Consider the following 13,455-nt stretch of genomic DNA (forward strand, 5'->3'; position numbering starts at 1 on the left):
GGATTCATCCCTCCAATATGTAAACCTCATTCAAGACGTGTTAATAATAACTCATTTTTTTGCATAAATCTTAAACAAAACCAAAAGTTTACTTTTTCGTCACAGAATAGATACAAAATTGTCACTGAAAGCCCTACCATCTATCCCCGTTGTTAGCATACAATAGGGTATTAGTACTGTCAACGAGAAATCGTAAAAAATCAAAAAATTTGAGTATTAGTTATTTCCTCCCAAAAATGAAAACGTTCCCCTTCTAAATACTGGTGGAATTTACATAAAATCTAGTAACTTTCTTTCTATGATATAGAAGAAAATGTTCACAAGTTTGTCACCATTCTATTTTTTAGATATAACGTTTTCTTTCTATAATATAGCCTCTTTTAGATGTTAGACTTCTATATTATATGTTATCAATATGCAATTTATGTTGCATATTCTTTGTATATTTATCCCCCTCCCCTACTCCCGATCTATAAAAAAGACGAGCAGGGCATCCCTCTCGTCTGTTTGTTGTCTTACTTCGTTCCAAATAGTCGGTCTCCAGCATCACCTAAACCTGGAACAACATAGCCGTGGTCATTTAATTTTTCATCTAATGCTGCTACATAAATATCAACATCAGGATGCTCTTCTTGTACAACTTTTACTCCTTCTGGTGCAGCTACGATACACATTAATTTAATATGTTTCGCACCGCGCTTTTTCAAAGAGTTAATTGCTTCAGCTGCAGAACCACCTGTTGCTAACATCGGATCTAGTACGATAAAGTCACGTTCTTCTACATCCGTTGGAAGTTTCACATAGTATTCTACCGGTTGCAATGTTTTTGGGTCACGGTATAAACCGATATGTCCCACTTTTGCTGCTGGAATTAATTTCAGAATTCCGTCCACCATTCCTAAACCTGCACGTAAAATTGGAATTAAACCTAGCTTCTTCCCAGCGATCACTTTTGTTTTTGCTTTGCTCACAGGTGTTTCAATTTCAATCTCTTCAAGTGGAAGATCACGTGTAATTTCAAAAGCCATTAAGCTTGCTACTTCATCCACTAATTCACGAAACTCTTTTGTACCTGTATTTTTATCGCGAATATATGTAATCTTATGTTGAATTAACGGGTGATCAAATACATACAGTTTTCCCATGTGAATCTCTCCTTCAGATGATATTCATGCGTGTTCCCACGCCATTTGCACTATTTACGATTGTAAAGAAAACCCTACTAATATTCAAGGGCAAACTTGGAAAAATATTAATTTCATAATGAATCCATCTAATATCTTTACCAATTATGGAAATCCTATCCTTCATTATATTTCTAAAATTTATTCACGTTTCGTATACATACTTTAAGGGGCTGTTATGCTTCATCTGTTCTCATGAAGTTCTTTCTCTATATTCAAGCATTATGCAACCGAAAGAAAACCACTGTAACATGATGTTACAGTGGTTTTCTTTCATCTATCATAAATCAGTGTACATTGGAAACTTACTTGTTAATACAGCTACACGTTTACGAGCTTCTTCTAATGCAGTTTCGTCTTCGTGATTTTTTAATGTATGTGCAATAATTGATGCGATTTCATCCATTTCTTCTAAGCCAAAGCCACGAGATGTTACAGCGGCTGTACCGATACGTACACCACTTGTTACAAATGGACTTGCTGTTTCAAATGGAATTGTATTTTTGTTTACTGTAATACCTACTTCATCTAATACATGTTCTGCCACTTTTCCTGTAATATTTAAGTTGCGAACATCAATTAAAATCAGGTGGTTATCCGTTCCACCAGAAACGAGTGTAAGTCCTTCTTTTTGAAGTCCTTCTGCTAAACGCTGTGCATTATGAATAATATTTTGCGCATATGTTTTAAAGTCATCTTGAAGTGCTTCCCCAAATGCAACAGCTTTTGCAGCGATGACATGCATAAGTGGACCGCCTTGAATACCAGGGAAGATTGATTTATCAATTTGCTTTGCAAATTTCTCTTCACATAAAATCATACCACCGCGTGGACCGCGTAATGTTTTATGTGTTGTTGTCGTAACAAAATGTGCATGTGGCACTGGATTCGGATGTAAGCCCGCTGCAACTAAACCTGCAATATGAGCCATATCCACCATTAAATATGCCCCTACTTCATCTGCAATTTCACGAAATCTTTTGAAATCGATCACACGAGGATATGCACTTGCACCTGCAACGATTAGTTTTGGTTTATGTTCTTTTGCTTTTGCTAACACATCGTCGTAGTTAATACGATGAGTTTCAGCATCCACACCATATTCTACGAAATTATATTGCACTCCACTAAAGTTAACAGGACTTCCGTGTGTCAAATGACCACCATGAGATAAATTCAGACCAAGAACTGTATCTCCATGCTCTAAAATTGTGAAGTATACAGCCATGTTCGCTTGTGCACCAGAATGCGGTTGAACATTTACATGTTCAGCACCAAAGATCTCTTTCACACGATCGCGTGCAATATCCTCTACTACGTCTACATGCTCACAACCGCCATAGTAACGTTTACCAGGATACCCTTCCGCATACTTATTTGTTAAAACAGAACCTTGTGCTTCCATTACAGCTTCGCTTACGAAGTTTTCCGAAGCAATTAACTCAATTTTTGAACGCTGTCTTCCTAATTCCGCTTCAATTGCAGCAAATACCTTTTCATCTTGACGTTTTAAATGATCCACCAAAATCCCCCTTTTCTGAACGAATTACATTAATTCCCAATAGTTTTTTCCTATTTATTCAGAAAAAACGAAAATTCAAGTTGTAATTCTTTTAAATCTTCATATTTTCAACTACATTCTAACATGACTTTCTATATCATAAAAGAAAAAAGACCAAGTCCGGTCTTTTCTTTCCTTATATATTAACGACAAATCATTGTTTCTTCTGCCGCTTTATATACAGCACGCGCTCCCCCAATTAGTTTCGCGCGCGTTTTAGCCATTGTTACATGTGCATTCCCAACCTCTTTTATACTTGTACGAACAGGAACCGCCACATGTTTTAAATGCATACCAATAAATGTATCACCGATATCGATACCTGCGTCTGCTTTTATAAATTCTACTACTACAGGATCTTTAAAATTATGATACGCATATGTTGCCAATGCCCCCCCTGCTGATCTAACAGGCGTAACGGTCACAATTTCAAAACCATGTTTCAAAGCGACTTCTTTTTCTACCACTAAAGCACGATTTAAATGCTCACAACATTGAAACACTAATGCGACACCTGTCTGTTTTTGAAATTGTATTAGTTCAGAAAAAATCGCTTCGGCTACTTTCATCGTCCCTGAAGTTCCAATTCTTTCTCCGAGCACTTCACTTGTACTACAGCCTACTACAAAAATTTGACCACTTTGTAAAGAAGCTTGTTCTTGAAAATCAGAAAGCAATGTTTGTAGCTGCTCTTTTACTTTTACTATTTCCATCATTACGCCTCTTCCTTTCACAGGTTGGTTCAACAAATTATATTATCTTTTGATAGAAGTTAGAATGTATATTATTTTTCTTCGTATGTTTTAATTTTTCCTACACGATTTTCGTGACGGCCACCTTCATAATCAGTTGTTAACCAAATTTTTGCGATATCACGTGCTAAGCCAGCGCCAATAACACGCTCACCCATCGCTAACATGTTGCTATCATTGTGTTCTCTAGTTGCTCTTGCACTAAATGTATCATGAACTAATGCGCAACGAATGCCGTGAACTTTATTTGCCGCAATTGACATACCAATGCCTGTACCACAAATTAAAATACCACGATCTACTTCACCTTTTGCAACCATTTCTGCTGCTGGAAATGCAAAATCAGGGTAATCAACAGATCCTGCCTCACACTCACATCCTAAATCAATATACTCAATGTTTAGCTCTTCTAATAGATTTACAATTTCTTTGCGGATATTGATACCGCCGTGGTCAGATGCTACTACTACTTTCATTTTTACCCCTCCAGATTTTTACTGCAACGTTTATGAATCCTTTCATTCATAAATGGCTAACTTATTTCAAACTTGTCTACTATAAACAAGTTGCTCTCCAATATCGTATTATACACGAAACATTAGGACTCTGAATGTTTTTCCAACAAACTTTGTACAAGTTTTTCCATCTCTACTAGAGTTGTCTCATAAATAGAGAGCGATCCACCAAATGGATCTGAAATATCTTTATTTATACCTTCTGTAAATTCATATAATGTATGCAGTTTTTCTTTTGCTTTCGGATAATAGCCTAACAAAAGCTGTTTATGGTTTTCTGTCATAGTCAAAATGATATCAGCCCAATCAATTAATATTTCTGTCACTTGCTTAGAAGCATGATTGATTGAAATTCCTTTCTTAGCTAATGCCTCCTTAGCATGCATAGATGCATCACTTCCAGGGCTTGCAAAAACACCAGCAGATTGCACTTCAAAATTCCCTCCGCCATAATGACGAAGCAATGCCTCTGCCATTGGACTGCGACATGTATTTCCAGTACAAACAAACAATACTCGCTTCATCCAAAACCACTCCTTCTGCCAAATGTCCTATGCTTATCATAACGTACATGACACCAGAACAAAAGAATTGTGAATATAACAGAAGGCGCATTTCCCATTTATTTTTCTAAGAGAAATGCGCCTTATCCACATATATGTGAAACCCTAGTTTCAAGTGCCTTAAATATAATACCACAATTATTCAGAACATCCTAGAAATTTGAACTACTCACCACTTAGTAATTCTTATGAACTTACTTGAAGTGGGAGATTCCTAAGAACACCTTCGTAATCGAAAGTTTTGATTAGGCTATCCCATTCACGCAGGTTGAGATTCTTAACGTCTTCGTTTTGGTAACCACAACACGACTTTTTGTAAATTTCACGAATCCAAGTTTAGGTAACTTGATTTTGTTACCTACAATGGCAATATTTCCATTCGTATGTTTTGTTGTATAAGATTGAATTTTATACTTTTTCGATTTGAAACGTAGTGCTTTGTTCTGTTTTTTAAAGAATCGTGAATATGAATCAGCAAGGTTTTTTAATGAGAATTGAAGCGAAATACTATCCACTTCTTTTAACCAAGTTCTTTCTTTAGTTGTGTTAATTGAGAAGAACAAGTGTTATAAATCAATCCTTTGCCTGTCTCTTTGTATGCGTCATTTCATTGCGCTACAAAGTGATTGAATTCAAAACGAGAACATCCGATTGTTTTAGCAATCAGTATCTCTTGTTCTTTATTTGGATCGAGGCGAAACTTATACGCTTTATTGACTAACATGCCTTCCACCTCCTCATTGGGCTATGCCCTCCACATTTCTTGAGGTGGGTGTCTTCTCGCCTAAAAAGATAAAAATAAGGAATCCATTTCATACAAAACAAAATGGATTCCTTATGAAAAATGATTATTTCATTGTCACTTTCATTACTTCTGTTTCACCTTTTGTAGCTGATACGCCTACAGTTGTTTTAATAGATTCAGCCGCGTCTGTATTTGTAATAACAACTGGTGTAATTGTACTTTTTGCTTTTTCACGAATGATTTCTAAATCGAAAGAAATTAATTTATCGCCTTTCTTTACAGCTTGCCCTTCAGATACGTGAGCTTCGAAACCTTCACCTTCCATTTTTACAGTTTCTAAGCCAACATGAATTAAAATTTCTGTACCATTCTTCGCCTTAATACCAACAGCATGTTTCGTATGGAATAATTGAACGATTTCACCATCTATAGGAGATACAACAACACCTTCAGTTGGAACGATTGCAATACCATCTCCCATCATGCGACCAGCGAATACTGGATCTGGTACTTCTTCAATATTTTTCACTTCTCCAGTTAACGGAGCTACGATTGTTTCTTCATTTGTTTTTGAACCAAAACCGAATAATTTTTTAAACATAGGATAGTCCTCCTTAAAAGTTGCTTGCATATATATAGGGCAATCCCTAGTAAATATTGAAATACTCGTAAGACTTCTTACTTTAAATACTATACCGTAAAAACGTTTTCGAAATAAAGTGCATGATCACGAATAGAAATTCATTGTATCGCTTTGAAAAAATCCAGTCAATTCAAATGATCGGAATAACAACGAACTTCTTATTTCTATATTGTCTCTTTTTTTCGCGAACTTGTCTAGAGGTCTTCACAACATATTTGTTTTTTATTTATGATTTGTAAAATTTTCTTCATATTTTTTTAGAACATCACTTGACTAAAGTAAGTAACTGATTTATCATTACTTACATAACATAAGTTAATAACTTTTAGGAGGTTTTATAAATGATGAACATGGGTCTACTTATTATTCGTCTTATTATCGGAATTTCATTTATGGGGCATGCTGCTCAAAAATTATTCGGCTGGTTTGGTGGCTACGGCCTAAAAGGAACAGGCGGCTGGATGGAATCTATCGGCTTACGTCCTGGTGTATTTATGGCCTTTATGGCTGGTGCAACTGAACTATTAGGTGGTTTCTTATTCGCAGCAGGTGTCTTCACTTGAGTTGGTGCACTACTTATTGTCGGTACAATGTTAGTTGCAATTATTACAGTTCATGGCAAAAACGGTTTCTGGGTAACAGAAAATGGATTCGAATATAACTTAATCTTAATTGCTGTTGCAGTAGGTATTGCTTTAATCGGCCCTGGTGCTTATACTTTATTTTAATCAACCATCTCAGATTCAAGATATTTAAAGGAGCCTATTTCCAAACTGGAAATAGGCTTTTCTTTGTACAATAATATATCCGCGCAACTCCGGATTTATCGGCGATCCCTCTTCTTTTATCGGCGCAACTCCGGATTTATCGGCGGTTCGACACAAGATATCGACCAGTAGACAAATTTCGCCACCTCCGCATCTCACCGATATATGTTTGCTCATCTCTCTGCACAAAAATTGAAAAAAAGAAGGAGTTTTCTAGTCGTATCTTGTAAACAAACAAGGAAGCATTTCTAAAAAGAAGGGAGATTACGAATATGATTTCCATTAACCCAAACGAACAAACAGAACGAGAGAATTATAAATTGTTAACGGGAAGTATTATCCCGCGCCCTGTCGCATTCGTCACTTCTTTGACACAAGATGGCGTTTTAAACGGGGCTCCTTACAGCTATTTTAATATTGTTGCTGCCAATCCTCCGCTCATCTCTGTTTCTGTACAAAGAAAAGAAGGTCATCGCAAAGATACATCACGAAATACAATTGAAAAAGGAGAATTTGTTGTACATATTTCCGATGAATCTTATGTGGAAGCTATTAATGAAACCGCTGCAAATCTTCCTCCTCATCAAAGTGAAATTGAACGTGCAAAATTGACTCCTATTGATAGTGATGTTATTTCTGTACCAGGTGTAAAAGAAGCAAATATTCGAATGGAGTGTGTATTAGAACGCGCGATTCCTCTTGGCGGAACAGAGGAATCCCCAGCATGCGATCTACTCATTGGGCGTGTTGTTCGTTTTCATGTTGCTGAACACTTATATGAAAACGGGCGTATCCATGCTGAAGGACTAAAACCAGTCAGCCGACTTGCTGGTCATAACTATGCGAAACTAGGCGAACAATTTGAATTAGTGCGCCCTATTTAAAAGAAAAACCCCCGCATATCTCGCGGGGGTTTTAAAAACAACTCAAATTTGCTCTTTATTTTCCTCAGGAAGAATATTGTTTGCCTTCTTTGGTTTCCCAAGCTTTATAACAAAGAAATATAAAGATAGCAATGTAAGCAAAAATACAATTAAAAATGGATACGGTGAATAAAACGCACGAGCTGTTTCTGTTTTACCTACAATAAATTTGAAAGAATCGATATCTAGAAATTCAGCAAACATTTGTACTCCGAGCATGCTAAACCAAAAGACAAAAAAACTAATCACGATTCCAAAAATTTGTTTTACTCTTGTCATTTGTATCATCCTTTCTATATATGGAAAGTATCTTATCATGAAGAGTATGAATAGAAATGGGATTTCTTACAGAAAGGTATTTATCATATCGAATAATAGAAACTTTTAAACATCATCATTCTTTTCCGCAATCCTCTTAGAAAAATATTTCATATCCTATTTTCAAGACTCTTGCTCTTTCTCATTTTCTTACATAATAACAAGATTATAGCGGAAAAAGAAGATACAATCCAAATCCAACTAGAATGATCCCCCCAAAAACTTCTCCATATGTACCAAGCATATGCTTTGCATGTCTTCCTAATAATAAGCCAGCCCACGCTAAAATCATGCTGATGAAGCCAAAAAGCAATATCGTCCAAATCATCTGTGCCCCATAAATCCCGAGGCTTAACCCGACTGAAAAGCTATCAATACTTACACTAAATGCGAATATAAGCAAACTAATCCCGGCAGGAGCCGCCCTTGTATCTTCATTTTCTAAAAGTGAAGAGTACACAATATAAAAACCTAACCCAATTAACAAAATAGCCCCAGCGAGTGTAGCAATTTGACCAAATTTTTCTGATAACAGTCGTCCAAGAACCATCCCTAAAAAGGGCATCAGAATATGAAATATACCGATTGTTACCCCAATATAAAAAATTTGTCGCACTTTAAGCGTGACCATCCCCATGCCGAGGCTTACAGAAAATGCATCCATTCCTAAGGCAAAAGCCATAATGATTAAAGGTATGAATTGTTCAATCATCGTTCTCGTCCCTCCTCGGACTTGCTACTTCACCATATGCTCATCCGAGGAAAAATAGAATCTATGAAAGTTTCTCATCTATCAATTCATACCTTAACATGTAAGTACTGACTATACTTTTATGTTTGTACACATATGAAAAAGGCGAGTGATACACTCGCCTATTCTTCAACAATAATATGGTGCCCTGCCGCTTTTATTAAACGATTCATAATTGCATTTCCAATTCCTTCATTTGGAAACGATTCACTAAAAATGCAATCTACCTTGCTTGTATCAAACGTTCTGAGCACATCATATAATTTTGTTGCAACACTTGCTAAATCCCTTCTTAATCCACAAGATAATACAACATCCGCCTGATATACGTGCTGATATTCTTCTGTTGTTAATACACCAACCGTATATCCCTCTCGTTTCTTTTTCTCCACAAGTTGTTGAATAAAGTCACGCGACCCTTCCACAATACTAAGTGGTGCCTTCGGGGCATAATGCGTATATTTCATCCCTGGCGCTTTCGGTTTTTCCTTTTCATCTTTCAGCGCTGGATCAAAAGAAACCGGACCAATTACTTCTTCTAACTGCTCTTTCGTAATCCCGCCTGGACGTAAAATGGTTGGCACCTTACTTGTGCAGTCAATGACTGTCGATTCAACTCCAACACCAGTTGCTCCACCATCAACAATCCCCGCAATTTTTCCATTCAAATCTTCATATACGTGAGAAGCTAAAGTCGGACTTGGGCGTCCAGAACGATTAGCACTTGGTGCTGCAACTGGAACGTTTGCTGCTTCAATAAGCGCCAGTGCTACTTCATGGTCAGGCATCCTAACACCAACTGTATCTAGCCCTGCTGTAACCTTCTCTGAAATACCGTCCTTTTTCGGTAAAATAATTGTCAGTGGTCCTGGCCAAAAGTGCTTCATTAACACTTCGGCAACAGGTGGAACCTCCCTAACAATATCAGTTAATTGTGACTTCGAGCCAATATGAACAATAAGAGGATTATCACTTGGTCTGCCCTTTGCTTCAAATATTTTTACAATGGCTTCATCATTCATTGCGTTTGCTCCAAGTCCGTATACTGTTTCTGTCGGAAACGCAACTGCCTCATTTTCTCGTAATAATTTTGCTGCTTCTTGTAATTGTGGATAATCTTTTTTTATTTCCACAGAATTATCCACAATCCACATATTTGTATGCATTTTTTTCCACGTCCTTTTCTCCCATGAAATACATATGTATTTTTAGTTTACTATGACAGTTATCCAAAAAACAAACCGTGTTTATCCACAAAATGTGGATAAATCAAATTAATCCGTGGATAACTTTGTTAATAGCTGACAATTTAGTATTATTACATTCTGCTGTTTTATGTTTTCACAAAAATGTTCTAGCTGTTGAATCTCTATAGGAACCTCTTCTTTTTCCACAGGTCTAAAATGAAAAAACTGAAAGATTGTTATAGATTGTAGATGATTTGTGAGTAAATATAGTTGTTCTATCTTTTTTTCTTTCATATACCGCAAAAACATTTCAAAAAAATATAAGAAAGTTTTCTTATCCACAACTGGTGTGAATAAACATGAACGAACGAGTGCATTTTGTCCTTCCCGTTCATATCCAATAACAGCTTGTATCATTCCTTTATCTTCTAAAATCATAAATTGTTCGTACAGCCCATTTATTTTATCATCTTTTTTATTAGCTTGTCCGAAAAAAGAATGCAATCTTTCAATATCATTCTTCGTTGCAAAAAAAATCTTTTTCATAATAAATCCCTCCTCATTTTTATATATGAAGAGGGATTTAGGAATAGTACTTATTTAGAAAATAAAGATGAAACAGCCTCAACAATAAATAATTTCACTTCAGGTTCTTCTTCAGACTCTACTACTTCCACCTTTTGATCTTGTTTTTTATCCGCAGACTCTTTTGTTTTTTCCACAGTTTCCACCGTTTCTAACGTATCGCTTTTTTCTTGATCCTTTGTTTCTTTCAGATTATCTTGTGCTTTTTTCGTCACTTCCTGTTTTACTCCTTCTTTTACTCGCTCTTGCTGATTATTCCCTTTTCGCTGCACTTTATCTTTGTTTACCTCTTTGGTAGGCTCTTCTTCTTTTTCAAGCTGCGGTGTTACTTCCTCTGCTTGATTCAGCGATTCAGCCTTTACAACTTTCTCTTCTTTCTCGACAGCTGTACCGCTCGAAAAATCCATAAAGCACATTGGCGGGAATAATACACACCACCAGTTTGCTCCCTCTCCCTTTCCAATCGTAATTAATACCGCTTCATATTCTCCTGCTGGATAAATAAAGTTACCATAAACCTTTGTAGGAAATTTTATATTCTTTCCAAATGTAACTTGAAATGATTCCTTACTCCCTTCTTCTTGTAGCGTATAAGCAACTGTTTTTTCGATTTCTGGGATATGACTTTGAATGACTTGACGCGCTTCCTCAAAGGTTTTTAAATCTGCTACCCAACCATCAATTTGCGCTTTTACTTCATCGCGTACTTTTCGCTTTAATGCTTGATCTTTATCTGAATCACTATTTGCTAAAATCCGAAGACGAACTGCTTCTTTCGGAATCACCGCCGGTCCTTTCGCATCAGCTTTCATATATCCAAACTGCACAAGTAACTGTGCACCAATTAATAGTAAAAGAAAATAAGCAATCACTTGTTTTTTCATTTCCTCCACCGTCCCTTCTAGAAACAGTTTAGACAGACTTTCATCTGTCTAAACTATTAAATTCAAAATCTATGTAAATTTTTTATACAAAAATAGAGCAAGGCTTATGCCTTACTCCATTTCCGCAAAGACCATGCGATCTTTTCCATTAATATCGAAAACCACTTCTACATGAGCATGTGGGAAAGTATCTTCTAATAGCCCTTTTACATCTTCTCCTTGCCCTACACCAACTTCAAAAGCAACAAGCGCTTTTTTCTGTAATACACGAGGCAACTCTTCCATAAAACGGCGATAAAAATCAAGACCATCTGCTCCACCAACAAGCGCTCGCTTCGGCTCATGTTCTTTCACAACAGAAGATAATCCTTTCCAATCTTCCTCCGGTATATACGGAGGATTAGAAACAACAACGTCTAATTTTTTCCCTGTTTCATAAAATGGTGATAATAAATCTCCGTGATAAAATGTCACATTTGCTCCCAATGATGTTGCATTTTGTTTGGCAATTTCAATGGACTCTTGAGCAATATCTACCGTATATACATGAAGATTTTGATTCTCTAATGCAAGTGTAATGGAAATAGCTCCACTTCCTGTTCCAATGTCAGCTACATGAAGCTCTTGATTACCAAAATTACGCTGAATTCTCTCCAGTACACCAACTATAAGTTCTTCTGTTTCTGGGCGCGGTATTAGCACTTCCTCATTTACAAAAAAGGATCGACCATAAAACATCTCATATCCCATTAAATATTGAACAGGCATTCCATCAATATGTTTATGAATCAACTCTTTAAAACGCTTTTCTTGTTCGTTAGATATCTCTTCACGCATATTCATCATTAAACCCGTTCGATTTGTGTTTAATACATGACAAAGGACGATTTCTCCCGCATTTTCATCTCGCCCGTTCTCTTGTAAAAAAGAAGAAGCCCATTTCAGGGCTTCATAGACACGCATTACTCAGCGGCCTCCATCTTCTTCGCCTGATCTTCCATTACTAGCGCGTTGATGAAATCATCTAACTTACCTTGTAAAATTTGATCTAGCTTTTGAATCGTTAAGCCGATTCGATGGTCTGTAACACGGTTTTGCGGGAAGTTATACGTACGAATACGCTCAGAACGATCCCCCGTACCAACAGCTTGTTTACGGTTTTGATCATACTCAGCTTGCGCTTCTTGCCTAAATTTATCATAAATACGCGCACGTAATACTTTCATTGCCTTTTCTTTGTTCTTAATTTGTGACTTTTCATCCTGACAAGATACAACTACACCAGTTGGTAAGTGAGTTAAGCGTACCGCTGACATTGTTGTATTAACACTTTGTCCACCAGGACCACTAGAAGCAAATGTATCCACACGAATATCCTTTTCATGAATATCGATTTCTACTTCTTCCGCTTCTGGTAATACAGCTACTGTTGCTGTAGATGTGTGAATGCGTCCACCAGATTCCGTTTCTGGAACACGTTGTACACGATGCGCACCGTTTTCGAATTTCAACTTCGCATATGCGCCTTTACCGTTAATCATAAAGATAATCTCTTTATATCCACCTAATTCTGTGTAACTTGCTTCGATAATGTCTGTTTTCCATCCTTGCATCTCAGCATAACGACTATACATACGATATAAATCGCCAGCAAATAAAGCTGCCTCATCACCACCAGCTGCACCGCGAATTTCAACAATAACGTTCTTATCATCATTCGGATCTTTTGGTACAAGTAAAATTTTCAAACGATCTGATAATTCCTTCTCCTGTACCTCTAAATCTGAAACTTCTTCCTTTACCATTTCACGCATCTCAGCATCTAATTTATCTTCTAACATCGCTTTCGCATCTTGCAATTGCTCACGAACATCTTTATACTCACGATACACCTCTACCGTTTCTTGAATATCAGATTGTTCCTTTGAATACTCACGAAGCTTATTAGAATCATTAATAACCGCTGGGTCACTTAATAACTCATTTAACTTCTCATAACGATCCTCTACAGCTTGCAAACGATCTAACACATCATTCACCTCAACATCCTAGTATCTAATATCAATAGTATATGGCA

15 protein-coding genes and 2 pseudogenes are annotated in these 13,455 nt (G+C 36.7%); 2 read left to right on the plus strand and 15 right to left on the minus strand.

Translation table 11 applies throughout. The features are described 5' to 3' along the window. Positions 1-26 precede the first annotated feature (26 nt). The 8 genes and pseudogenes from MR056_RS06975 to MR056_RS07010 form a co-directional block, all read right to left on the minus strand. The gene (locus tag MR056_RS06975; protein WP_081428418.1) at positions 27-140 is read right to left on the minus strand and encodes a DUF4024 domain-containing protein; all 114 of its coding nucleotides are present in this window, start codon (positions 138-140) and stop codon (positions 27-29) included. Positions 141-515: 375 nt separating this feature from the next. Continuing rightward, on the minus strand, positions 516-1,145 hold the full coding sequence (gene upp / locus MR056_RS06980; RefSeq protein ID WP_012096281.1) for a uracil phosphoribosyltransferase: 630 nt from the start codon (positions 1,143-1,145) through the stop codon (positions 516-518). Positions 1,146-1,464: 319 nt separating this feature from the next. After that, the gene (glyA, locus tag MR056_RS06985; RefSeq protein WP_210370635.1) at positions 1,465-2,706 is read right to left on the minus strand and encodes a serine hydroxymethyltransferase; all 1,242 of its coding nucleotides are present in this window, start codon (positions 2,704-2,706) and stop codon (positions 1,465-1,467) included. Between the two features lie 182 nt (positions 2,707-2,888). Further along, positions 2,889-3,461 (minus strand): TIGR01440 family protein, encoded by a 573-nt coding sequence (locus MR056_RS06990; RefSeq protein WP_012096283.1) that lies wholly within the window; start codon positions 3,459-3,461, stop codon positions 2,889-2,891. A gap of 68 nt (positions 3,462-3,529) precedes the next feature. After that, positions 3,530-3,973: a ribose 5-phosphate isomerase B gene (gene rpiB, locus MR056_RS06995; RefSeq protein WP_012096284.1), complete on the minus strand. Its 444-nt coding sequence runs from the start codon at positions 3,971-3,973 to the stop codon at positions 3,530-3,532. A gap of 122 nt (positions 3,974-4,095) precedes the next feature. Further along, the gene (locus MR056_RS07000; RefSeq protein ID WP_012096285.1) at positions 4,096-4,536 is read right to left on the minus strand and encodes a low molecular weight protein arginine phosphatase; all 441 of its coding nucleotides are present in this window, start codon (positions 4,534-4,536) and stop codon (positions 4,096-4,098) included. 338 nt (positions 4,537-4,874) lie between these two features. Then, positions 4,875-5,299: pseudogene (locus tag MR056_RS07005) on the minus strand (helix-turn-helix domain-containing protein); the annotation flags it as partial. A gap of 124 nt (positions 5,300-5,423) precedes the next feature. Further along, positions 5,424-5,921, minus strand: coding sequence for a PTS sugar transporter subunit IIA (locus MR056_RS07010; RefSeq protein WP_087099474.1), 498 nt, complete (start codon positions 5,919-5,921; stop codon positions 5,424-5,426). 383 nt (positions 5,922-6,304) lie between these two features. On the opposite strand from MR056_RS07010, the pseudogene MR056_RS07015 reads away from it, so the two are divergent. Then, a pseudogene (locus MR056_RS07015) lies at positions 6,305-6,691 on the plus strand (DoxX family protein). Positions 6,692-7,002: 311 nt separating this feature from the next. Further along, complete coding sequence (locus MR056_RS07020) at positions 7,003-7,614, plus strand: flavin reductase family protein (RefSeq protein ID WP_210351868.1); 612 nt, start codon at positions 7,003-7,005, stop codon at positions 7,612-7,614. 42 nt (positions 7,615-7,656) lie between these two features. Here MR056_RS07020 and MR056_RS07025 read toward each other — a convergent pair whose 3' ends face one another. From MR056_RS07025 to prfA, 7 genes are all read right to left on the minus strand, one after another. Beyond that, the gene (locus tag MR056_RS07025; RefSeq protein ID WP_087095613.1) at positions 7,657-7,932 is read right to left on the minus strand and encodes a DUF3935 domain-containing protein; all 276 of its coding nucleotides are present in this window, start codon (positions 7,930-7,932) and stop codon (positions 7,657-7,659) included. A gap of 205 nt (positions 7,933-8,137) precedes the next feature. Next, complete coding sequence (locus MR056_RS07030; RefSeq protein WP_012096290.1) at positions 8,138-8,683, minus strand: manganese efflux pump MntP; 546 nt, start codon at positions 8,681-8,683, stop codon at positions 8,138-8,140. A 161-nt stretch (positions 8,684-8,844) separates the two neighbouring features. Beyond that, a complete protein-coding gene (locus MR056_RS07035) occupies positions 8,845-9,888 on the minus strand; it encodes an L-threonylcarbamoyladenylate synthase (RefSeq protein WP_210351869.1) in 1,044 nt (347 codons plus the stop codon). A 108-nt stretch (positions 9,889-9,996) separates the two neighbouring features. Beyond that, positions 9,997-10,455 (minus strand): GNAT family N-acetyltransferase, encoded by a 459-nt coding sequence (locus tag MR056_RS07040; RefSeq protein WP_012096292.1) that lies wholly within the window; start codon positions 10,453-10,455, stop codon positions 9,997-9,999. A gap of 50 nt (positions 10,456-10,505) precedes the next feature. After that, positions 10,506-11,378 carry a stage II sporulation protein R gene (gene spoIIR / locus MR056_RS07045; protein ID WP_210351870.1) on the minus strand — a complete coding sequence of 291 codons (873 nt, stop codon included), beginning with the start codon at positions 11,376-11,378 and terminating at the stop codon, positions 10,506-10,508. A gap of 111 nt (positions 11,379-11,489) precedes the next feature. Continuing rightward, complete coding sequence (gene prmC / locus MR056_RS07050; protein ID WP_210351871.1) at positions 11,490-12,341, minus strand: peptide chain release factor N(5)-glutamine methyltransferase; 852 nt, start codon at positions 12,339-12,341, stop codon at positions 11,490-11,492. Beyond that, complete coding sequence (gene prfA / locus MR056_RS07055; protein WP_012096296.1) at positions 12,341-13,408, minus strand: peptide chain release factor 1; 1,068 nt, start codon at positions 13,406-13,408, stop codon at positions 12,341-12,343. Before prfA ends, prmC begins: the two co-directional genes overlap by 1 nt. Between the last annotated feature and the right edge of the window lie 47 nt (positions 13,409-13,455).

Source organism: Bacillus cereus group sp. BfR-BA-01360, assembly GCF_022663595.1.
GTDB lineage: Bacteria > Bacillota > Bacilli > Bacillales > Bacillaceae_G > Bacillus_A > Bacillus_A cytotoxicus.

What these genes read in the sequence shown, in the direction of transcription:
- MR056_RS07000 (WP_012096285.1), bottom strand. Translation starts at nt 4,536, where the DNA reads ATGAAGCGAGTATTGTTTGTTTGTACTGGAAATACATGTCGCAGTCCA.
- MR056_RS07040 (WP_012096292.1), bottom strand. Translation starts at nt 10,455, where the DNA reads ATGAAAAAGATTTTTTTTGCAACGAAGAATGATATTGAAAGATTGCAT.
- upp (WP_012096281.1), bottom strand. Translation starts at nt 1,145, where the DNA reads ATGGGAAAACTGTATGTATTTGATCACCCGTTAATTCAACATAAGATT.
- MR056_RS07020 (WP_210351868.1), top strand. Translation starts at nt 7,003, where the DNA reads ATGATTTCCATTAACCCAAACGAACAAACAGAACGAGAGAATTATAAA.
- prmC (WP_210351871.1), bottom strand. Translation starts at nt 12,341, where the DNA reads ATGCGTGTCTATGAAGCCCTGAAATGGGCTTCTTCTTTTTTACAAGAG.
- MR056_RS06990 (WP_012096283.1), bottom strand. Translation starts at nt 3,461, where the DNA reads ATGATGGAAATAGTAAAAGTAAAAGAGCAGCTACAAACATTGCTTTCT.
- MR056_RS07030 (WP_012096290.1), bottom strand. Translation starts at nt 8,683, where the DNA reads ATGATTGAACAATTCATACCTTTAATCATTATGGCTTTTGCCTTAGGA.
- rpiB (WP_012096284.1), bottom strand. Translation starts at nt 3,973, where the DNA reads ATGAAAGTAGTAGTAGCATCTGACCACGGCGGTATCAATATCCGCAAA.
- MR056_RS07035 (WP_210351869.1), bottom strand. Translation starts at nt 9,888, where the DNA reads ATGCATACAAATATGTGGATTGTGGATAATTCTGTGGAAATAAAAAAA.
- spoIIR (WP_210351870.1), bottom strand. Translation starts at nt 11,378, where the DNA reads ATGAAAAAACAAGTGATTGCTTATTTTCTTTTACTATTAATTGGTGCA.
- MR056_RS06975 (WP_081428418.1), bottom strand. Translation starts at nt 140, where the DNA reads ATGGTAGGGCTTTCAGTGACAATTTTGTATCTATTCTGTGACGAAAAA.
- MR056_RS07010 (WP_087099474.1), bottom strand. Translation starts at nt 5,921, where the DNA reads ATGTTTAAAAAATTATTCGGTTTTGGTTCAAAAACAAATGAAGAAACA.
- MR056_RS07025 (WP_087095613.1), bottom strand. Translation starts at nt 7,932, where the DNA reads ATGACAAGAGTAAAACAAATTTTTGGAATCGTGATTAGTTTTTTTGTC.